This window comes from Moritella sp. 5 (assembly GCF_018219455.1).
Taxonomy (GTDB): domain Bacteria; phylum Pseudomonadota; class Gammaproteobacteria; order Enterobacterales; family Moritellaceae; genus Moritella.
Genome location: NZ_CP056122.1, coordinates 2703918 through 2724549 on the forward strand (window position 1 = coordinate 2703918; position 20632 = coordinate 2724549).

The window sequence follows — 20632 nt, forward strand, 5'->3', positions numbered from 1 at the left end:
TTATTCCTTTAATTTAGATGACTTATATATGCCCGCAGCACATTAGGCTTTAGATACATTAATGTAACATTGTTGAAACAAGTTTAAAATAAAAACTCTAACGTGGTTGTTTGTTCACCGCTATTTTAGCTCTCTCTGATTTGAAGTGGTTGCATTTAATATACTGAGGGGTTAATTAACCCAAAATTGGACAGAATTGGCTGAGAAATCAGGGCTGTGTTTAACTCAAACCAACGGAGGGAAGATCTTACTTTTTACTTATCCATTATTTTAAAATATATGGCAAACTAATATACACATATTATGAGAGAGCCTAACTTATGCCCTCTCCCCATTAACCAACATCCGTTATGTTCTTAGCTTGTTGTTAGATTAAGCTGTGCGACTACAATTAACGTAAAAGCTCGTCTTTAGCGTCAGAGAGTTCGTTAACAGCAGCCTCTAACTTCCGCTCTTTCTTTTTTATTTTATCTGGGTTACCAGTTTCTTTTGCTTCTTTGAGGTCGTGTTTTCTTTCTGCAACCTTCTGTTCTTTTTCTGTTATTTTCTTCATTCGTTTAGTTTTCAATGATTCATCGGTACAGTTTTCATTTATTTCCTTGAGTGCTTTTTCTAAGCCCTGAATACGATAGGTATTATCATGTTTTTTTGCATACGTTATTTGCGTTTCTAACTCATTCTTTTTTGCAGCGCAGCCTGTCAACTGCCCTGCATAGGTAGTTGATGACATAGCTAATAAAAATGAAACAGTAGCAACAGATATCATTTTATTTATCATTATATATCCTTTGTAAAATTGAAAAGTGTTGATTTTTTAAGTATAACAAATTTACATAAATAGAATAATTTGATTAAACCTGAACTTCCAACGTATAAATACACAGTGACTGCTCTTTATGAGGAACATCTAATATATTAGCTATTTTCCTTTGAAATTTAGCACCTACTCGTTCCACTATACGAATACTGGCTACATTGCTTTCTAAACAATGAAATTCAATAACGCTAATATTTTGTTTATTCGCTAGGTAAGGCACTGCACTCTCCAACACCTGACCTATAACGCGATTACCTCTTGCATTGTCAGAAAGCCAGTACCCAAGCTCACAAGAGCTGAAATTTCTATTGATTGATTTTATTGCAAAAATACCGCCGAATTTATTTTTAAAATTAATCGCGAACCATTCCGCACCTTCCTCCCCGCTATTTAAACGTTTATCAATATAACCTTCGGCACTTTCCCGATCTATTACGCTATTTTCCCATGGCATGTATTGAGAAAGGTTATTCCGACTAAATTCTACGGCGGCATAACAGCCTTAGTGAATCTTAATTCAGCGATTTATTATAAAACTACTTGCACAAACCATAGATATAATCATCTACATACTTGTTACTAATTAAAGAGTTTTGCTGTAAACGGCCCTCACGAACAAAGCCAAGTTTTTCGAGCAGTTTAAATGAACCCATATTATGAACTGAACATGTAGCTGTTAGCTTATTAAGTTCCAATCCATTGAGCGCATAGTCTTTAAGCAAGTTCAATGCTTCACTTCCAAACCCTTTTCCTTGAGCGCCCTGCTTAATCATATAGCCAACCACAGCAATTTTGGCTTCATGGTTAACAATTTTAAGTCCTATATTCCCTAGTTTTTCACCGGTTGTGATTTCAGATATGCCTAATGACAGCCATCCGTCACTTTCAATAGTCCAAGGCTGTGATTTAGCTGCGAACGCGGCTGCAGCGTCTTCATATGTAAATGCTTGATAAACATGTTCCATCATTTTGGGACACATTGATATTTCAATAAAAAGACGCTTATCCGTTTCATCGAATGGTGATAGTTTTATTCTTTGACCTGATAATTGCACGCTTATCCCTTAATTTTGATAACGCCAAGCTAAGCTTGAAACGTATATGTGAAGACACTTTAATTAATGTGTCTTCAACAATATCAAAATTGTCATGTATTACAAATGGATATAGGAAAACATTCAGAATTTATCAAATAAAATAAAAACGTAAACAAGAGTTATATTTGTATAGTGCCAGATTCCCTTTATGGTAAGGAATATTGAAACGCCTTACCATAAATCGTATTTTGAAGATTCTTTGTTCACTAATCCCCGCTGTGCTGAATACAAATCGCGAGCAGAGGAGTATCATTGTCTTCTTTGCCATAATCCGCATTGCCACCCATATTATAGGCAAAATGTTGATTATCATTAGCCAAATTATGTGTCCAATAACGCTTTAAAATTGGCCAACCATTAGCGTAGTTTATATTTTCATATTTGTCATAACCATGGGATAAACTAATGAGTTGATCGACTGTCGCTAGTTTAAAGCCTTTTCGACCACAATAACTGTTCGCATCAGACCAAGTCAACAGTGCCCATTCTACTGTCGGAACCGGTTTATAAACGCCTGCATCCATCCCTACAGCCTCAGCCTCTTCTTTGGTCACTGGATGGAAAAATGTATTACCGTTGTTCTCTGCACTGTCGCTGAATTTTATCGCCTCCGTATTATAATGTGCGCTTACCTTTGCATTATTGTCAGTAGCAGTAACCACAGCTCGTCCAGTCGTCTCAGCGAAGAATATGTTCTCTTCGTTTCTTAATACAAGTGGTTCATTCGTAGTCCATGATACATCGTCGGTTACCAGCTGATTGAAGTCCTCTCCATAGTCAGAACCGAAATGCCCAGTCGCTATAAATTCTCGAGATTGAGCAAGTGGAATATTATCTCCGAGCTCGAGTCTTTCAGTAATATTCAAATCGTCGAGTGTGGGGTTACCCACTGTGAGAGTAATCACGTCAGAGAATCCATGATAGCTATATTCATCTAACGCTCTCACAGAAATAGTTTCGACACTGCCAGGTTCACCTTTTGCGTGGTACACATTTCTGTCATGGGAGAAACTACCATTGCCCCCCAAGTATTGCACGTAACTTTCCTCAGTGATCTCCTGCTCAAAATTTCTTAAAGACGTTGACCCTTTAAAGGTACCGTACACGTGCAAGCTGATACTGTAACCCTTGGCAACCGTGTGACTCTGATTGTCTTCCAGTTTGATATGGATTCCTGTTAATTCCCCATTCGTGATTGTCAACTTCCTCGTTTCACTTGATGTATCGTAGCTCCCTACTAAGCTTGCACTAATATCCGAACCCGCTTTTCCTATCGCCCTAAAAGTATTACCCTCAACAACAAACTCCTCAGGGTTACTTAGGGTCCACAGTGCATCACTGCTGACATCATAAACATGGTTCTGACCGTCATCGCCTTCAAACGTAGCCAAAGCACTAAGTATAATTGATTGGCCTCTCGGAACCACCAAATCATCATTAGCCTCTTCAGCAATCACTTCAAGCTTTGTCAGGGTTCCAGGAATAACCAAAAGCTGTACATGTTGACTGGATACGCCATCCATAACCACGTTAATATCAGTTTCGGCTCCGGGAAAAGCTTTAGCCAAAAAGTGTCCCTGAGACTGCTCGAAATTTTCGGGGGCCGATTGCAGCCACTTAACATGCTGGGTTACATCCTCATCAGGATAATACTCCGGATCTGTGTAGTGTGCGATAGTCCTTAGATCCTGAGACATCCCCTGATGAACCTCGAGTTGTTCAGCTGGTGTTTGCGAATGAGACGGGTATATGGTCAAAGATGACAGGTTTTTCGAATGTGTTTCTGTGCCCCCGCTCCCGCCACAAGCACTGAGTACCAAGGTCAATGCCGCTGGAATCAAGAATCGTAGTTTGTATTGCATTTTGAAATCATCCTAAAGGGGAAAGGAAAAGCATAAACCAATGTAAAATCAATTTATTACATAATATTATTTATACGTAGTGAACCATTACTAGACTCAGATCTTACATAACACACGTCATACAGCCCTCCCATAAGTGGTACATCTAATTAAGTGTACTTGTTGTTTCATATATCACATTGACACCAAAGGCGACATTTATATCCGCGAGAGCTCATAATATTTTAAGCGGGGGCTTAGCAAGGAGAAAGATTTGAGCAGGACGACAAGCTTAAAATTCATGGTACGAATTTAATTTTAATGAACTTTAAGGAACTTTTCTTTCATTATGCTTACACATACCACACTACTTACATTAAATGAGTTTTAAAATGAAAAAATCATCTCTTTCTATTGCAGTTGCTTTGAGCACACTCATCAGCCTTAATTGCATGGCTTCGAATTCAACGTTTAATAAAGAACAAGAAGATGAAATCGGAAAAATTGCTGCTGAATACATAGTAAACCATCCAGAAATTTTGGTACAAGCTTCAAAAAACCTGCAATTAAAACAAATGAAATTACAACAAGCCGCAAGCGCTAAAGCAATCGTAGACAATCAAGATGCACTACTTAAAGACAAAAAAAGTCCTTTCATCGGCCCGAGTGATGCAGATGTAAGTATTATCGAATTCTTTGATTATCAATGTGCATACTGTGCGAAATTGAGCCCTGAATTTGATAGCATAATAAAAGAAAATCCTGATGCTAAATTCATTTTTAAAGAAACACCTATTTTTTCTGAACGCTGGGAAACATCAGGCTACGCTGCTGACATGGGACAATGGATTTTTTCTGAAAAAGGCAGTAAAGCTTACTTAACTTACCATAACGCAATCTTCGCAACAGGTCATGACGAAGGTAAATTAACAAAAGAAGACGTTAAAAAAGCGGCTAAAAAAGCGGGTGTAAACGTTAATGAATTCAAACCTAATGAGCGTTACGCAGCTAACTTTCAGTTGTTTTCTAAACTCGGACTACGTGGTACACCAGCTGTGGTTATAATGCCAAGCAAAGGAGCAAATCAAGATAACGTAGTTATGCTACCGGGTTATGACCCTGAAGGCATCAAAAATGCGATCAGAAAAGTAAAAGCATCTATAACACAATAATTGTCGACGATAATTCTATTATAGATAACGCTAAAGCCTAATAATAAAGTGCCCCCCAATTATTGGAGAACCAATGATTGGGTTGTCGTACCGAAGGCCGCTATTTACGATGAAATTGCTTACATAGTTAGAATAATTTTTCCTTGAAGCGACGAGGATTCAATTTCAATCAGTTCTAGCGCTGTATGGAAATCTTCTAAAGGCAGATAACGATCCACATTGAGTGAAACCTCATTTGCAATAAAGTGCGCTAGCATCTCATAGAACACTTCCTTTCTCGCAGCTTTACCTACCGACTCTTCCCAACAACGTAAAAAGAACGTCATGAAGTCGATGTTATTGCGCCTCATATGTTCAAAAAAGGCGGCTTCATAAGGCCCTAGCGAGAGTGTACCGTAGTTGATGTAGGTGCCAGCTTTACTTAATGTACCGATAAGGTCAAAGCCTTCCTTTCCACCAATCGCATCAAACGCTACGCTCGGTTTTCGTAATTTAAGTGACTGAATCTGAGAGTTTAAATCTTGTTTAGCATCCAAAACAGCAATAGAGCCATACGGGTAACGTTGTGGTTTTGACGTTACCGCAATTAAGGTGAAACCAAGAGTCATAGAGAGCTGTGCAAAGATTTTTCCTATAGCGGAACAGCCCGCATTGATGATCACCACATCATCTTCGCCCAGCTGAGTAATTTTGGTTGTGATCACCCAAGCCGTTAAGGCATTGATGTACAGCTGACAAGCGTAGCCATTATCAAGGTCTTCAGGAAGATAGAATAGATTTTCAGGCAACACATCGACATAGGTTTGCCAAGTGCCACTCGTTGCCACCAGAACTTTCTGTCCGACTTTAAGTTCTGACTGGTTAGGAGCGTTGAACTCAACAACTCTGCCTACCGCCTCAAAGCCCGGCACTCGCGGTGGAACATGCGTTCGACGATATTGGCCCACACCGTGAATCGATAATAGATCGCTAGGATTGATGTTTGTAGCTTCGATGCGAACGCGAACTTTACTTTCCTGAAGTGGCTCTAAGGCAATACTATCCAACAATAAGGACTCTTTAGGCTGACCAAAGCTAAGTTGCTGAACGCGTGTGTTAAATGTGTCGGTGCTCATCGAGATACCACTTTAATCCATTGATGTAGTAATTAGCTCCCCCAGTTAACCTGAACTCAGGATAAGGAATTGAACTAAAATCTAGCAGTGAACAGAATAATGATTACAAAATCAAACTCTGCGTATTATTTAGTTATACTATACCCATTTATACTGCAATGAACTGGACTATTTTATTACCAATCTTTGGCAAATAAGTCATAGTCATACAGTAACTTTTAACACATGCTCAATTGCTAGATTAATACAGCTCATAAAAACAAGGATTAAATAATGACGGATACGTATGCAAAGATCGCCAATGGTAAGTGGACCTCAGCCTTATTCAAAAAACTTAATCTTCCACAACCCGTTACATTAACGCGCTTTTCTCACGGTCCAGATCTTATTTCTGGTCGTTTACTTATCGGGGCTGCGACGAATAGTGACCTGATTAAGCCTGTAATAGAAACATTTAACAATGCAAGTATCGCGATCTCTTATCCGAATAGCACGCAGGAGTTAGCAGACCTTAATCACCTGTTCAATAATACCTCACTCAGTGCAACACCAATTAGCTTAAATACGATAAGCAAATCAGATAAATTCAACGGTATTATCTTCGATGCATCTGGCATTAAAACCAGTCAACAATTAAGTGCATTACACCGTTTTTTCCAACCTGTAATTAAAAAACTATCAAAATGTAGCAGAGTTATCGTGTTAGGTCGTCCGAGTGAGCACCTTGAGGATGTGAGCTACGCAACTGTACAGCGATCTTTAGAAGGCTTTTCTCGTAGCCTAGCAAAAGAAATCGGTAAAAATGGCAGCACATGCCAACTTATGTATGTGCAAGCAGGCAGTGAATCATTGCTTAACGCCCCACTCCGTTTCCTTACCTCGACTAAATCAGCCTATATATCAGCACAAGTGATTAATGTGAAACCAGGAACAATACACGGTACTGTTAACCGAACTAAACCTTTACAAGGAAAAACCGCGCTTGTTACTGGCGCATCTCGTGGTATTGGAGCCGCTATTGCTGAAACACTCGCTCGCGATGGTGCTCATGTTATTTGTTTAGATATACCAGCACTGAAACCGGATCTTGAAAAAATTGCGCATCGCTTAAAAGGCAGTACTATCGTAGCCGACATTACGTCTGATGACACGCCAGCTATCATTGCCGAATTTGTACGTCAAACATCACTTGATATCATTGTACATAATGCAGGGGTTACAAAAGATAAAACCCTCGCACGTATGACGAATAATCACTGGGACGTGCTTATGGATATTAATCTATCGGCCATGGAAAGAATTAATGAGCGACTACTAAGTGAAAACTTATTGAGTCAATATGGTCGAATTATTTGCGTATCTTCGATGAGTGGTATTGCTGGAAACTTTGGTCAAACAAATTACGCGACTTCCAAAGCTGCCGTTATTGGTTATGTCGATGCGATGCAAAAATCGCTTGCTGAAAAGAATATAACCATTAATGCCGTAGCACCTGGTTTTATCGAAACAAAAATGACTGCAGCGATCCCCTTTACCGTCCGTGAAGCAGGTCGCCGAATGAATTCGTTAAAACAGGGAGGTAAACCAATTGATGTAGCCGAGGCTATTGCATTTTTTGCACAACCACAAGCAGCAGGTGTGACAGGAAATACAATTCGAATTTGCGGACAATCATTAATTGGCGCTTAGGGATACGCAACGCTAAAGTAGCTGCGACCTTGATGGATCGTAGCTACTTCTTTCTAGGTTAAATACTTCTAGATTTATTAATCGTTAACCTGCTTACTTCGGCGATATTCAATGGGTGTCATCTGTACCCAACGTTTAAATGCACGATAAAAAGTACTTGGCTCTGAAAACCCAGTTAGATATACAATCTGATCAATTGATTCATCCGTATTCGCCAACAGTTTTTTAGACAGCTCACAACGGAAATCCGCTAGAATTTGATTGAAATTATAATCAATCTCAGCCAACTTAGCCCGTAACATACGAGGCTTCATATCAAGCTCGGTTGCAATACTCTCTAATGTCACAACGCCCGACTCAAGTTGCTGCGCAATAACGCCACGAACCTTATCCACGATGTCTTTAAGTTCTAATTTTGCAATTTTTCGGCTTGCTAGCTGCTCGTGTAATGCAAACAACTCCGGCTCGGCATGAGTAGAAGGTCGGTCTAGCAAATCAGCATCAAAATAAATAAAATTATCTGCCGCTGAAAACTCAAGTGGACAAGGAAAAACATTAGCATAGGCAGTTAAGTCTTCAGGCTGTTGATGAGCAAAGGCAATTCTATTTGCTTTGAAGTCACCGTCAGTAACATGCTGGCAAAATTTAAATGCACCGATCACTAAACAATCATTCAAGTGCCGATTAGCATCTTCAGTCATCCCGTCTAAATTAACGGATAGCCTCGCGACATCATCTTCAATATGAATAGAAGCTCTTGCCGCGTCACTAATCAACCTAAAGTATTTTGCGGCTCGATCCCAACCAGTACCAAACGTAGGACTACTCAAAAAAAGATACTGCAAAACTTGACCAGTAAAAACAGGCATGCGTTCACCAAGAGAGATGCCAATATTTGGATCTTTAGTTATGTCCTCAAGGACCTGCCAAAAATGTGTTTGCGCCTGATTAGGTGTACGTAAGTCCTTATCATTCAGCACGTCTTCACTAATGTTGCAACGAGAGAGTACTTCGAGTACATCGATATCTAACTCTTTCATTGCCGCATAAGCAATACGTAATAATACGCCCGCATCTTGCATAATTATTCCACTTATTAACTTTAAATCTTTATTTGAACCACTAACTCTACCACTATCAAAGGATTGAGTAACACAATTTAGGTCAAGTATTTGACCGAGCTGCCATTAACCGATTGCACACTCGCCAATTCAACGACCAAACAAGGAGGTTAACATAACTGCAACATATCATTACACAATTTATTTATCATGACGACAAAAGCGCGTGTCCTCGCACAATTAGAAGCACTTATTGATATTCAACGCATTAGTATTAATGTTCAATTTAAAAATGTTATCTATTTACCTACTCAAGTGTGTTTGAACGTCAAATTATCACAGTAAAACTACCTTTAATTTAATAAATTCAGAACAACGCGTGACCCATTTATCAGGCGTCATACTCCCTATACTCAATAGAATGAATTAACTTATGACTGTTATAACCGGTAAGCAATTATTCAAAAGCGCGATCAATATACTAAAAACACCTAAGCCTATTTTAAAGGGTCTATGGCACTTACAAAAAGCAAAACCAGAACGCTATATGTCTATTGGTTTACTACTTGAAGAGCAAGCGATTAAGAATTCCAGTTTGATCGCAATCCAGTTCAAAGACCAATGCTATAGTTACGAAGAGCTGAACAATCAAGCAAATCAATATGCGAATTTTTTACATGAATATGGGATTAGCCAGCGTGATAAAGTGGCAATCATGCTCGACAATAGGCCTGAAACAATTATTATCGCGCTGGCAGTTGTTAAGCTCGGTGCAATTGCTTGTATGATAAATACAACACAGAAAAATGCGGTCCTCGAACACAGTCTAGCAGTTGTCGATACAAGATTAATTATCGCAGATGAAATCTATCATTCGACCATTAATGACATTAAAGAGCACTTATCGCCAGCGTTACAAAAAAACATCTTTTATATCCCGGCATTGAAAGCACCAGAACACCCTATTAAGTTTAGAGACATCTCAAAATTGGTCGCAAATTATTCGGTATTAAACCCGGATTCAACGCCTAAAATTCAACTTAAAAATTCTGCATTTTATATCTTCACATCAGGGACAACAGGATTACCTAAAGCAGCAAAAATGAGTCACCATCGCTGGTTTAAATCTATGTCAGGTATGGGGATGGCATCGTTACGCCTTACTTCTGATGATGTGTTATACCTATCACTCCCCCTGTACCATAACAACGCCTTAACTATTTCATTAAGTGCAGTTTTTGGTAATGCAGCCACACTTGCTCTTTCTGAAAAGTTCAGCTCCAGTCGATTTTGGGATGAAATACGGGACCACAATGCAACTGCATTTACCTATATTGGCGAGCTGTGCCGATACCTTCTGAATGTACCTAAAAAAGATAACGATAAACAACACGGTATTAAAAAAATTATTGGTAATGGTTTACGCCCAGAGATTTGGGACGAGTTCCAACAGCGTTTTGGGATCGAACATATTAACGAATTCTATGGGGCGAGTGAATGTAACCTTGTCTTTACCAATGCATTGAACTTACCTCACACTGCGGGCATTACGCCACTTGCCTTTACCGTTGTAGAATATGATATTGATAATGACGAACCCCTGTACAATGAAAAAGGGAAAATGATCAAAGTAGAAACGGGGGCTGTGGGTTTACTGCTAACAAAAATAACCAAGCGATCCCCTTTTGATGGTTATACCGATGATAAAGAAAGTAATAAAAAACTATTCAAATCGGTACTCAAAGATGGCGACTGTTATTTCAATACGGGTGATCTCGTTAAATACCAAGGATTCAGGCATATTTCTTTCGTCGATAGATTAGGTGATACATTCCGCTGGAAAGGTGAAAATGTGGCAACTACGCAAGTCGAAGGTCAACTCAATGAGTTTAATCAAGTTGACCAAACTGTTGCTTACGGTGTCGAACTTCCACATCATGATGGTCGAGCTGGAATGGTTGCGCTTACTCTGAATTGCCCAATACATAAATTCTCAACAGCTGACTTCTTTCAACACGTCACATCTGTACTACCAAGCTATGCACAACCTATATTTGTACGTCTACGTGAAAAACAGGAAATTACAGGTACGTTCAAATATAAAAAAACAGATTTGAAAAAAGAATCATATTACCCAAACATTTCGGAAGAACTAATTCTTATCAAGCAACCTAAACAAAATAGCTATACGGCGTTAGACGAAAGTACGATAACTGCGATTAATGAAAAACAGTTGTCTTTCTAGCACTAATATTGTGGTTTTTTACCATAATGATTGATCTAGACGACCTTAGTCGCCTTTTTTACTTTCATATAATGCAGAACTGCCTATGATCACTTTATTTTTTTAATAAAGGGAAGTTTATGACTATTACAATAGAGGTATGCGTCGATAATATAGAGTCACTTCAAACGGCTCAGCAGGCTGGTGCAGATCGTATCGAATTGTGTTCAGCTTTGGCATTGGGTGGACTAACCGCCAATGCAGGGTTTGTCCAAAAGTCTCTCGATCTAGCAACTATTCCCCTTTATACAATAATCCGCCCTCGCGCAGGTGATTTTATATATAGCGAACAAGAAGTTGATATCATGGTTTCTGATATTAAATTCATGAAATTACTGGGAATCGAAGGTGTAGTCATCGGTGCATTAACACCAGAGGGGGATATTGATGAGGTCGCATTAAAACGTTTAATGGCGGCCTCTCGCGATATCAGCGTAACCTTCCATCGAGCTTTTGATTTATGTAATGATCCTAAACAAGCGTTAGAAATCTTAATTAATGCAGGCTGTGAACGCGTTTTAACATCTGGACAACAGGCCAACGCTGAACAAGGTTGCGAGCTTATCAAAGAATTAATCATTCAAGCTGATGGCAGAATTAGTATCATGCCTGGTGCAGGCGTTAACCCCCAAAATGCTGAAAATATCATCGCTATCACGCAAGCAAAAGAACTACACTTATCGGGAAAGACAACAAGGAAAAGTGCAATGAAGCCCCATTCAACAGTTAGAATGGGAACTGAGCAAGATGCAGACAGTTTAATAACTGTAACTTGTGCAAAAACAATTTCCGATATTGTCAGTGCAACCAATCACTAAGATAGGTGCTATATTTACGCTAGGGTAAATCATTAACATTGAGTGTTTGTAAAATATGATAAGCAGGTTCTTCGTAAGGGTGGGCAGAAATCAATGCATTAATTGCAGCCCTTACATTACTCGTACTGCAAACCATTTCGACTCTAAACTCATCGACAAATTCTATCTCATTGAGCGTGCCTATATGTGGCTGGCTACCAAATAACGGTTTAAATTGACCTGTACCTAAACATTGCCAGGCACAACGCGCATAATCACCGATAGTACCCGCGCCAGCTTTAAACAGCGCTTGCTTAACATCTTCCACATTTTCTGGCGGCACATAAAAAATAATAACAAACATAACTTACACCCCTACGCTACACTGTCACCACACCGATTACTAAGCATTATAAAAATATTTTGTTTTGCTACGCAGTAACGTTTATATTAATAAAATCAATGAATCAAGGCTGCTAACCTGTGCAAACAAAACTTAAAAATAATGACGATGTGAATCCATTTCAAATTTTCATGCTCATCTTATCACTGCATGTTGTTGCTTCCTCACTTGTTCAGCTTATATTCCCGCTGTCTAGTAACGTGAGCGAAATATTGACCAGTGTGGATAATATCATTTGTTTATTCTTTTTTACCGACTTTGTCATTCGCTTTTATCAAGCAGAGAGTAAGCTACAATTTATGAAATGGGGCTGGATTGATTTATTATCTAGTATTCCTATGGTGCAGCAACTTCAGTTCATACGTATCATTCGTATCGCACGGATCCTCCGGGCTATTCAGCATATTCGATCATCTAAGCTCGTCCTTAAAATGATCTTTGAACATCGCTTTAAAGCCACTTTCTCCTTAGTTTCTGCAATATCATTTATGCTTGTAACCTTTGGTGCAATCGGTATTCTATTGTTAGAGCAAGCACAAGTAGGCAGTAACATCAACAATGGTGTTGACGCGCTTTGGTGGTCATTTGTGACGATAACAACGGTTGGTTATGGTGATTATTATCCTGTAACAACAGGTGGACGTATCATCGCGGCACTACTCATGACTGCCGGTGTTGGTTTATTCGGCACATTTACTGGATTTATTTCCTCGTGGTTTGTTGATGGTGGAAAAGAGTCTAAAATAGAACAAACCTCAAATGTAGAGACCTTGCATACAGAAGTCATGGCGTTAAAGCAGGATATTGCTGAACTGAAAATATTATTACGTCAGCAACTCCCTACGCCAGAGACTAAAGGAGATCGATAATATCAGCTTAAGCGGCGCTTGCTAGCTGCTCAATTTTCTCGATAAGTAGATCTTTTTTAAATGGCTTAGGTACATAATCATTCATCCCCACATCAAAACAACGTTGAATATCAGCATCCAGCACACTTGCTGTTAATGCAATAATGGGGGTTTGTGGTACCGAAAATGACTTTTCCCATTTCCGGATATGCTCTGTCGCTGTAAACCCATCCATGACAGGCATCATACAATCCATTAATATAGCCTTATACTTATGCTTACCAGAAGATACTATTGCGACAGCTTCTTCACCATTATTCGCAATATGGCTATCATAACCACACTGCTTTAATAGCAAGGTGGCGACTTTTTGATTAATCAAATTATCTTCCACAATAAGGATAAGCATATTATCTACTGCAATATCTTCAGTCATGACCTGATTAGCCAAACTCGGATCTCTATTTTTCTCTAATTCAGCCTTGTTCATCAGCGCTGATTTCATGGTTTTAAGTAATCGGTTACCAAGTAATGGCATAGTAGCTAAGCCATCAATTCTATTATCAAAATCATATTTCTCATCTATATGTGACTGTACTAAAATAAAAGTATGGTTCAACGCTAGTTGACTTAAAAAATCTATATCCTTTAGCGTTAGTGGAACACTATTTTGGCAATAAATGAGCAACGTATTAATATCTTTATCCATCGCATTGTCCGGTAAATCTTGTGTATAGGCTACAGTCGTTATATCAGAAAAATTATTACGTGATAGTTCCGCACAAATACTATGACTAAAATCCATTTCATTAGTAATAACCGTTACCTTCGTATTTGTTGGTACCATCTGCTGAGCCCGAATACCGGCAACTGAGTCTACGTAAATCGTAAAATAGAAATTACTTCCCTCACTTTTTATGGAATCGATATCGATTTTTCCACCCATTAATTCAACTAATTGGCTACTAATCGCTAACCCTAATCCAGTCCCACCGAACTCTCGTGTAATAGAACCATCTTCTTGAGTGAAAGGTTCGAAGATTTTCTGTTGCTTATCACCTTCAATACCAGTACCTGTATCAACAACAGAGAACGACAACTCACATCGCTTATTTGAGAGTGATTTACAACTGAGTGATAAACTAACTTGACCACGATTGGTGAATTTAACAGCATTAGATAATAAGTTCATCAAGACCTGGCGTAATCTATGCTCATCTAATAATAAGTTTGTCGGTAGTTCAGGGGTTATATTGACGATAATATCTAAGTTCTTGGATGCTGCAGTGGGGATAACAATTGCCACTGTATCGTAAATAACTTCTCGTAGATTACAGCTATGGTTAGAAATGGTAAGGTGACCAGATTCAATTTTAGAAAAGTCCAGAATATCATTAATTAATATAAGTAATGTTTGCGAGGAGTTTTCAATAATCGCAAGATGCTCCTGCTGTGACGGTGTTAACTTAGTGCTAGCTAATATATCGGACATGCCAATGACACCATTCAGCGGGGTTCTAATTTCATGTGACATATTCGCTAAAAATGAACTTTTCGCAACGTTGGCCTGTTCGGCTAACTCCTTAGCCTGAATTATCTGACTTTCGTTTGTGTAGCGCTCTTCAATTAGCTTATTTAACATTTTAGCGAACGCACTAAATTCATCATTACCATCGATTTTCACTTTTAGTGAATAGTCATGAGTATCTTCAATACGCGTTAACGTGGCAATAATTTCTTTCAAGTTGCCAAGAATACGTTGAATCAGCATCCAACCTAAGTAAGACGCACAGAGTAATACTGCAGTAATGAAAATGCTCGATGCCATCACATGCATTTTAGCTTCAGCGACTTTTGTTTTAATCTTGATTGATAAATTCGCACCTACATTTGACACAACTTGTCTAATTAATGCTAAACGTTTGTCTAACACTGATATGTCGTAATTACTTGCGTTTGTTTTGAAGTGCTCATTTTGAATCAAATTACGTAATGCATAACTATCTATAAATGCCTTATCAGAAAATGTACTTTGCAAAAGAGAGATTTGACTGTTATCGGCACTAATCGCAATAAACCGTTCAATAAACAGTTGTTGCCTTTCAACAATGGCGGGCAATAAGGACTTAGCATCAACGCTAGCACCTGAAAAAATAAGGTTTATGTACCAATTTTCCTCATTAGCCCAAAAATAAAGCCACTGTAATTGATACAGAACCTGAATATTAGTTTCTATTCCTTTATCCTCAAAATCGAGGTTGTTTTTTTCTAATATAAGTAGTAATTGACTCGTAGAATCCGAAATCCAGCTAGACCAATCATTAACATCTTCGACGCTAAGGCTCGTGAGTTCTTCAGCAGCACCGTCTAAATCGGATAATAAATCAATCGCGTTGTTACTCTTTTGTAAGGCTAAAGGTGCTAATTTTTTTAATTTATTAACAGCGTTCGTGAATGAAGTAAGTTCATCTTCATTGGCTACAGTATCATTCGAAAGTTTGCTGACTCTTATACTATGCAGTAATGTATTTAAATGTAACGACTCAGTGAGTAGTTCAATTCTATATTGAAGTTTATTTAGTTGGTTTAATGTAAACACAGACTCACTGACTCGATCGCCAATCAACAACGTAAGTAACAATAATGGACATAATAATAAAATTATTAGCCGTTTTTTGATCGATAACGTATTAAGCATAAGTTTTTGACTTCCATGTAAAAATTAATTTGTTATTTATTCTTTTTCTTACTAACTTGAATAATAGGTAACAGAACTAAAATTAGCAGGTAAACATGTTTAAAGGATTAAACTTACGTAATTTTTGCGTTGGACTACTCATTTTTTCACTCTCGCCTCCATTTAATATCTCAGCTAAAGAAGAAATCGGAAAAGATGAAGGACCAAGTTTTTCCGTATTTTCATTGAATAATTCTTTTCCTAAGTTAAGTAAAAGCAAGGTAAGAATGATATATAAAGGAAAGGTAAAACGTATTAATAATGAAAATATTGAACTTGTTGATTTAACAGAAGATAACGATGACAAGGCCTATTTCTATCAAAAGCTACTTGGTAAATCGCTCTCCCAGGTGAATGGTTATAGAGCCAGTTTAGCATTTTCGGGAAAAGGGAACCTACCCGTCACCATATCAAATAATGATATTGCATCCATACTCGATTGGTTGGAAGAAAACCCAAACGGCATTGCTTACACCAGCATAAAGTCATTACCAGAAGATGTTAATGTTTTATTCGTTTTAGATCCGGAGGAATAAAGCATGCAAACATCAAAGATTTGCTTTATCGCAACAACACTATCAATCAGTACATTCGCAGTAAATGCACAACTAAATCTTACCGATAACATTTCGTTAAGTGGTTTTGGCTCGACTTCCATAACCCAGTCTAACAATGCAACACCACTCTATGTCAACCGGGAGATCACAGATAACACTTGCTACGATTGTGATACGACTTTAGGATTGCAAGGTGATATCCGCTTTAATGATAACTTCAATACTTCGATTCAGATTGTAAAACGCCCTCAAGATAGCTGGTCATCACCGAGGTTAGAATGGGTCTACGTAGGTTATAGCGTATCAGATTTTAATTTAAAATTTGGGCGGTTACGGTTACCCTTATTTTTAAGCTCTGAATACTATTATGTTGGACAAGCCTATACATCAGCCAGGCCCCCGCAGGAGGTATATAACTCGATATTAGGGATCACGTCTTATGATGGCATCTCTGGGACTTGGGATATCGAAATAAGCGATGATAGTTATTTAACAGTAACACCCTATCTAGGTATAGAAAGTAATAGCAAGGTTGGCATAGGTGACAAGCAATATGATTTTAATATAGATAATACGGTCGGCTTACACAGTGAATTAAGCGGGTTTGATTACCGTATTATATTTAATTATGCGTATTCCAAATATGCAGTTAAAGTAACAACACCTCAAGGAAGTCTAGATTATCCCTCTGATAATATAAACATTTACACATTAGGGACAGAATATTCACTTGAACAATGGTTACTGACGGCCGAAGTACTTATCGATGAGATGAATTTCAATTGGTATTCAAGTATCGCATATAATATCGATAAATTTACACCTTATGTGACCTACGCTGAATCACACCACGGCAAAAAAAATAATTCTCTGTTAATCGGGCTACGTTACGATTTGACGACAAGGGTATCACTTAATACAGAGTGGAAATACACGAATGCAAAAGGTGGGAGTCATGGTGAGTTAATCAGAACTCCTGTCGATGGCGATACTGATGCTCAACTATATACTATAATGCTTAATTTTATCTTCTGATAAACGGTGTGATTTGAATAGAAAATTGAATAACTCAAAGTCGTTATGAAAAGGAATCAAGCACGGCTTTGAATTATTATAATTATTAACATCAGAAATTAGGACTGGTTATCTACTATATCAGCGATTATCTGCGTTCGCTCTGCTGGCGATATATTTAAATAAAGACGACTAATGCGAATGGCATAACCAAACTTATCTGTACCTAATCGTTTAACAAGTTCAGGTAATAGCGTATCGTCAAGATGAAAGGTTTTGATATAATGTTCCATTGCGTGTTCAACACTGACAAACTCTGTACCATCAAACGTAAATCCACCCGCCTCATCATCTGCAGCAAGTGGGACGCCCTCAAGACATAACGGCCAACCAGAATAGTTAATTCTTTCCTTTGCAATGGTATACATCATCCATGCACTACGCTTAAAACCTTCAAACGCAGCACCTTCAAATTCAGACTCTTGCAACTCTTGCTCGGTCCAATTTGAACCAATACTTAATGCTTTCTGGTATTTCCGTGTTAGTGCTGCTTTTACGGCATTACGATATTGATAGATAGACTGGCTGCGGGCTTTTTTCACAAAAGACAGGCATTCTGCGCATGCTGGGACAGATAAAGGCTCATGGGGCACTTTATTTATATCATCCACAGAGAACGGTATATTGATCGTGGCATCTGATGGTTCGCCACAAAAAAAGCATGTGTAGCGAACGTCAAATGGTATGTCAATTTGAGGATAATTATCGACAGACATGTATCTAATTACTTCTTTTTCAACGATAAAGTGCCTTTAACACGAGGTGTAGCGGACGTAGCCTTTACATTAGCCAGTTTCGCTTTTTCACGTTCCGCAATAATGCTGAAACGAGTAACAGGTTTTTTTCGTTCTTTTCTCTTTTCAGCAGAGTCAAAACGCGCTCTTGATGCAATTTGTTCATCAGAATAAGACACTGGTTTATCTTGCAGGGCTATCTCTGAAGACATATCAGCATCAGACGATGCTGCATTTTGCGTCCAGAAATTAGATGTCGGCTCATCGTTCTTATCTAGATCAGCGGTTGTTTCATCTTTATTCCAAACATTTGAACTTGCTTCTTCATTCAAAACTTGACCAGGTGTTGCGGCGTAGTCACCGTAGCCGAAACGCTTCTGACGTGCAGCACTGTTAACACCACGTTTTGAATGTACACCTTTGGTTTTTGGCTTTTCTTGACCATAGTCAGACGCTTCTTCTGTACTGCTTGAACCTTCAACCATGCTATTGATTTCAGCCATTTCTTTATCAGTCAGTAAACGCCATTGGCCTGTTGCTAAACCTTTCATATCAATATTCATAATACGTGTACGCGTTAATGATTTCACTTGGAAACCAAAATGCTCACACATGCGTCGAATCTGCTGATTTAGACCCTGCGTTAAAATGATTTTGAATTCAAAACGACCTTCTCGCGTCACTTTACAGGGTTTAGTGATCGTGTCTAAAATTGGCACACCGCGCGCCATATCCTTTAAAAATCGGTCAGTAACGGTACTATCAACTTTAACTATGTATTCTTTTTCGTGCGCGTTACCAGCACGTAGAATTTTATTAACAATATCACCATCATTGGTTAGAAAGATAAGACCTTCTGATGGTTTATCAAGACGACCGATTGGGAATATTCGCGTACTGTAATCAATCAAATCAATCACATTACCTTGAATGTGACGTTCTGTCGTACAGGTAATACCTTCCGGCTTGTTTAGGGCAATATAGATACGTTTTTGTTTTTCTTTAACGGGTTTTCCATTTACAGAAACCATATCGCCATCTGACACTTTCGTTCCCATTTCTGGAATTTTACCATTAATGGTTACGCGACCTTGTTCAATTAAGCGGTCTGCCTCTCGGCGAGAGCAATAACCCGTGTCACTGATATATTTATTAAGTCGTGTTAGTTTGATGTCTTGTTGCGTCATGATAATTTATACTAATATTAAGGGAATTAGGAATTGCGAAAGGTTTTGAGAACTTATACTTCAGAAAGACCGCAATTATGTGTGTGGAGTATAACAGAAGGCATTATTATCAAGCAATATTAGTGTATATATTTAACCTTTCAAGTAATTAATACTAATTCATCCGCAAATATTGGGTTTTTTTCACGCTTCGTGGTACATTGCCCGCATTATTGGGTGATCTATAATAACCCTCATTATTTCAAGACAGAGCAAAGAACTATGGCAGAATTAGGTAAGTTAAATACCCTAGAAATTATCAAAGAAACTGGATCGGGTTTCTACCTGGACGGCGGTGTATTAGGTGAAATACTGTTACCTTTTACAAACTCACCATTAGATATCGATATCGGTGATGAGCTTGAGGTATTTATCTACCTTGATTCAGAAGACCGTATCATTGCAACAACACAAAAAGTACTTGGTGCTGTCGGCGAATTCGTCATGCTAAAAGTAAAGCAAGTAAACAATGTTGGTGCATTCCTTGATTGGGGCTTAGACAAAGATCTTTTAGTTCCATACAGTGAACAGCGCATCCCATTACAAGTGGGTCGTGAATACCTTGTCGCTATTTACTTAGATCGAATTCACGGACGTATTACAGCAACAACAAAACTAGATCGTCACGTTGACAACACGCCTGCGCGTTACAAAATACACGAAGAAGTCGAGATCACCCCTGTTGATCCAACTGATCTTGGGTATAAAGTAATTGTAAATAATAGCCATTGGGGCGTTGTTTACAAAAATGAAATGTTTAAGAAATTAAACCGTGGTGAAAAACAAAAAGCATACATTCAAAAAGTACGTGAAGACGGTAAAATTGATATTTTACTTAATGAACCTGGTCATGGAAAAGTATCTGATTTTAGCCAAGTACTATTATCAGAACTGAATAAAAATGGTGGTTTCATGGCGGTTACAGATAAAACAGACCCTGAAACAATCTCTCGCTTATTTGGTGTGAGTAAAAAGACATTCAAAAGCGCTGTAGGCCAACTATTCAAGAAAGGTATCATTGATATCGTTAAGACAGGTAACGTTGGCTTACAAGTTAAAGACAGTGAATAATGTATACTATCAGGCGTTGATTACGAACAATAAGATATAAAGAGTAATCAAACTAATAGTAATAAAAATGGAAGCCAATTGGCTTCCATTTTTTATGCTTAGTCATCTT

At 38.3% G+C, this 20632-nt stretch carries 18 protein-coding genes; 8 read left to right on the forward strand and 10 right to left on the reverse strand.

The window, feature by feature from the left end; translation table 11 throughout:
* Nucleotides 1–391 precede the first annotated feature (391 nt).
* From HWV01_RS12095 to HWV01_RS12110, 4 genes are all read right to left on the reverse strand, one after another.
* A complete protein-coding gene (locus HWV01_RS12095; RefSeq protein WP_211671783.1) occupies nt 392–778 on the reverse strand; it encodes a DUF1090 domain-containing protein in 387 nt (128 codons plus the stop codon).
* A 73-nt stretch (nt 779–851) separates the two neighbouring features.
* Nucleotides 852–1271 (reverse strand): GNAT family N-acetyltransferase, encoded by a 420-nt coding sequence (locus HWV01_RS12100; RefSeq protein ID WP_211671785.1) that lies wholly within the window; start codon nt 1269–1271, stop codon nt 852–854.
* 82 nt (nt 1272–1353) lie between these two features.
* Entirely contained in the window at nt 1354–1872 is a 519-nt protein-coding gene (locus tag HWV01_RS12105) for a GNAT family N-acetyltransferase (RefSeq protein WP_211671787.1), read from the reverse strand.
* Nucleotides 1873–2120: 248 nt separating this feature from the next.
* Nucleotides 2121–3776: an adhesion domain-containing protein gene (locus HWV01_RS12110; RefSeq protein WP_211671788.1), complete on the reverse strand. Its 1656-nt coding sequence runs from the start codon at nt 3774–3776 to the stop codon at nt 2121–2123.
* Between the two features lie 371 nt (nt 3777–4147).
* Here HWV01_RS12110 and HWV01_RS12115 point away from each other — a divergent pair, with 371 nt between their 5' ends.
* Nucleotides 4148–4927, forward strand: coding sequence for a DsbA family protein (locus tag HWV01_RS12115; protein ID WP_211671789.1), 780 nt, complete (start codon nt 4148–4150; stop codon nt 4925–4927).
* Nucleotides 4928–5046: 119 nt separating this feature from the next.
* On the opposite strand, the gene HWV01_RS12120 is transcribed toward HWV01_RS12115, so the two are convergent.
* Nucleotides 5047–6042, reverse strand: a complete 996-nt coding sequence (locus HWV01_RS12120; RefSeq protein ID WP_211671790.1) for a zinc-dependent alcohol dehydrogenase family protein — start codon at nt 6040–6042, stop codon at nt 5047–5049.
* 273 nt (nt 6043–6315) lie between these two features.
* Here HWV01_RS12120 and HWV01_RS12125 point away from each other — a divergent pair, with 273 nt between their 5' ends.
* Nucleotides 6316–7731, forward strand: a complete 1416-nt coding sequence (locus HWV01_RS12125) for a 3-oxoacyl-ACP reductase (RefSeq protein ID WP_211671791.1) — start codon at nt 6316–6318, stop codon at nt 7729–7731.
* A 77-nt stretch (nt 7732–7808) separates the two neighbouring features.
* On the opposite strand, the gene HWV01_RS12130 is transcribed toward HWV01_RS12125, so the two are convergent.
* Complete coding sequence (locus HWV01_RS12130) at nt 7809–8813, reverse strand: AraC family transcriptional regulator (protein ID WP_211671792.1); 1005 nt, start codon at nt 8811–8813, stop codon at nt 7809–7811.
* Nucleotides 8814–9225: 412 nt separating this feature from the next.
* Here HWV01_RS12130 and HWV01_RS12135 point away from each other — a divergent pair, with 412 nt between their 5' ends.
* A complete protein-coding gene (locus HWV01_RS12135) occupies nt 9226–11037 on the forward strand; it encodes a long-chain-acyl-CoA synthetase (protein WP_211671793.1) in 1812 nt (603 codons plus the stop codon).
* A gap of 119 nt (nt 11038–11156) precedes the next feature.
* Nucleotides 11157–11894 carry a copper homeostasis protein CutC gene (locus HWV01_RS12140; protein WP_211671794.1) on the forward strand — a complete coding sequence of 246 codons (738 nt, stop codon included), beginning with the start codon at nt 11157–11159 and terminating at the stop codon, nt 11892–11894.
* A 19-nt stretch (nt 11895–11913) separates the two neighbouring features.
* Here HWV01_RS12140 and HWV01_RS12145 read toward each other — a convergent pair whose 3' ends face one another.
* On the reverse strand, nt 11914–12237 hold the full coding sequence (locus HWV01_RS12145) for an NGG1p interacting factor NIF3 (protein ID WP_211671796.1): 324 nt from the start codon (nt 12235–12237) through the stop codon (nt 11914–11916).
* A gap of 119 nt (nt 12238–12356) precedes the next feature.
* Between HWV01_RS12145 and HWV01_RS12150 the strand changes: the two genes are divergently transcribed.
* On the forward strand, nt 12357–13145 hold the full coding sequence (locus HWV01_RS12150) for a potassium channel family protein (protein ID WP_211671798.1): 789 nt from the start codon (nt 12357–12359) through the stop codon (nt 13143–13145).
* Nucleotides 13146–13152: 7 nt separating this feature from the next.
* On the opposite strand, the gene HWV01_RS12155 is transcribed toward HWV01_RS12150, so the two are convergent.
* Nucleotides 13153–15822 (reverse strand): ATP-binding protein, encoded by a 2670-nt coding sequence (locus HWV01_RS12155; protein ID WP_211671800.1) that lies wholly within the window; start codon nt 15820–15822, stop codon nt 13153–13155.
* A gap of 95 nt (nt 15823–15917) precedes the next feature.
* On the opposite strand from HWV01_RS12155, the gene HWV01_RS12160 reads away from it, so the two are divergent.
* Both HWV01_RS12160 and HWV01_RS12165 read left to right on the forward strand, forming a co-directional pair.
* A complete protein-coding gene (locus HWV01_RS12160; RefSeq protein ID WP_211671802.1) occupies nt 15918–16397 on the forward strand; it encodes a hypothetical protein in 480 nt (159 codons plus the stop codon).
* A 3-nt stretch (nt 16398–16400) separates the two neighbouring features.
* Nucleotides 16401–17453, forward strand: coding sequence for a hypothetical protein (locus tag HWV01_RS12165; RefSeq protein WP_211671804.1), 1053 nt, complete (start codon nt 16401–16403; stop codon nt 17451–17453).
* Between the two features lie 98 nt (nt 17454–17551).
* Here the strand turns inward: HWV01_RS12165 and HWV01_RS12170 are convergent, their stop codons facing one another.
* On the reverse strand, nt 17552–18208 hold the full coding sequence (locus tag HWV01_RS12170) for a hypothetical protein (protein WP_211671806.1): 657 nt from the start codon (nt 18206–18208) through the stop codon (nt 17552–17554).
* 8 nt (nt 18209–18216) lie between these two features.
* Nucleotides 18217–19413 carry a 23S rRNA pseudouridine(2604) synthase RluF gene (gene rluF / locus HWV01_RS12175; RefSeq protein ID WP_211671808.1) on the reverse strand — a complete coding sequence of 399 codons (1197 nt, stop codon included), beginning with the start codon at nt 19411–19413 and terminating at the stop codon, nt 18217–18219.
* A 261-nt stretch (nt 19414–19674) separates the two neighbouring features.
* Between rluF and HWV01_RS12180 the strand changes: the two genes are divergently transcribed.
* Nucleotides 19675–20523 (forward strand): S1 RNA-binding domain-containing protein, encoded by an 849-nt coding sequence (locus tag HWV01_RS12180; RefSeq protein WP_211671809.1) that lies wholly within the window; start codon nt 19675–19677, stop codon nt 20521–20523.
* Nucleotides 20524–20632: the final 109 nt, after the last annotated feature.

Excerpts from the sequence above, each read along its gene's own strand:
- rluF (WP_211671808.1), bottom strand. The coding sequence starts at position 19,413 with ATGACGCAACAAGACATCAAACTAACACGACTTAATAAATATATCAGT.
- HWV01_RS12145 (WP_211671796.1), bottom strand. The coding sequence starts at position 12,237 with ATGTTTGTTATTATTTTTTATGTGCCGCCAGAAAATGTGGAAGATGTT.
- HWV01_RS12110 (WP_211671788.1), bottom strand. The coding sequence starts at position 3,776 with ATGCAATACAAACTACGATTCTTGATTCCAGCGGCATTGACCTTGGTA.
- HWV01_RS12155 (WP_211671800.1), bottom strand. The coding sequence starts at position 15,822 with ATGCTTAATACGTTATCGATCAAAAAACGGCTAATAATTTTATTATTA.
- HWV01_RS12140 (WP_211671794.1), top strand. The coding sequence starts at position 11,157 with ATGACTATTACAATAGAGGTATGCGTCGATAATATAGAGTCACTTCAA.
- HWV01_RS12135 (WP_211671793.1), top strand. The coding sequence starts at position 9,226 with ATGACTGTTATAACCGGTAAGCAATTATTCAAAAGCGCGATCAATATA.
- HWV01_RS12120 (WP_211671790.1), bottom strand. The coding sequence starts at position 6,042 with ATGAGCACCGACACATTTAACACACGCGTTCAGCAACTTAGCTTTGGT.
- HWV01_RS12125 (WP_211671791.1), top strand. The coding sequence starts at position 6,316 with ATGACGGATACGTATGCAAAGATCGCCAATGGTAAGTGGACCTCAGCC.
- HWV01_RS12165 (WP_211671804.1), top strand. The coding sequence starts at position 16,401 with ATGCAAACATCAAAGATTTGCTTTATCGCAACAACACTATCAATCAGT.
- HWV01_RS12095 (WP_211671783.1), bottom strand. The coding sequence starts at position 778 with ATGATAAATAAAATGATATCTGTTGCTACTGTTTCATTTTTATTAGCT.
- HWV01_RS12170 (WP_211671806.1), bottom strand. The coding sequence starts at position 18,208 with ATGTCTGTCGATAATTATCCTCAAATTGACATACCATTTGACGTTCGC.
- HWV01_RS12115 (WP_211671789.1), top strand. The coding sequence starts at position 4,148 with ATGAAAAAATCATCTCTTTCTATTGCAGTTGCTTTGAGCACACTCATC.
- HWV01_RS12180 (WP_211671809.1), top strand. The coding sequence starts at position 19,675 with ATGGCAGAATTAGGTAAGTTAAATACCCTAGAAATTATCAAAGAAACT.
- HWV01_RS12160 (WP_211671802.1), top strand. The coding sequence starts at position 15,918 with ATGTTTAAAGGATTAAACTTACGTAATTTTTGCGTTGGACTACTCATT.
- HWV01_RS12100 (WP_211671785.1), bottom strand. The coding sequence starts at position 1,271 with ATGCCATGGGAAAATAGCGTAATAGATCGGGAAAGTGCCGAAGGTTAT.
- HWV01_RS12130 (WP_211671792.1), bottom strand. The coding sequence starts at position 8,813 with ATGCAAGATGCGGGCGTATTATTACGTATTGCTTATGCGGCAATGAAA.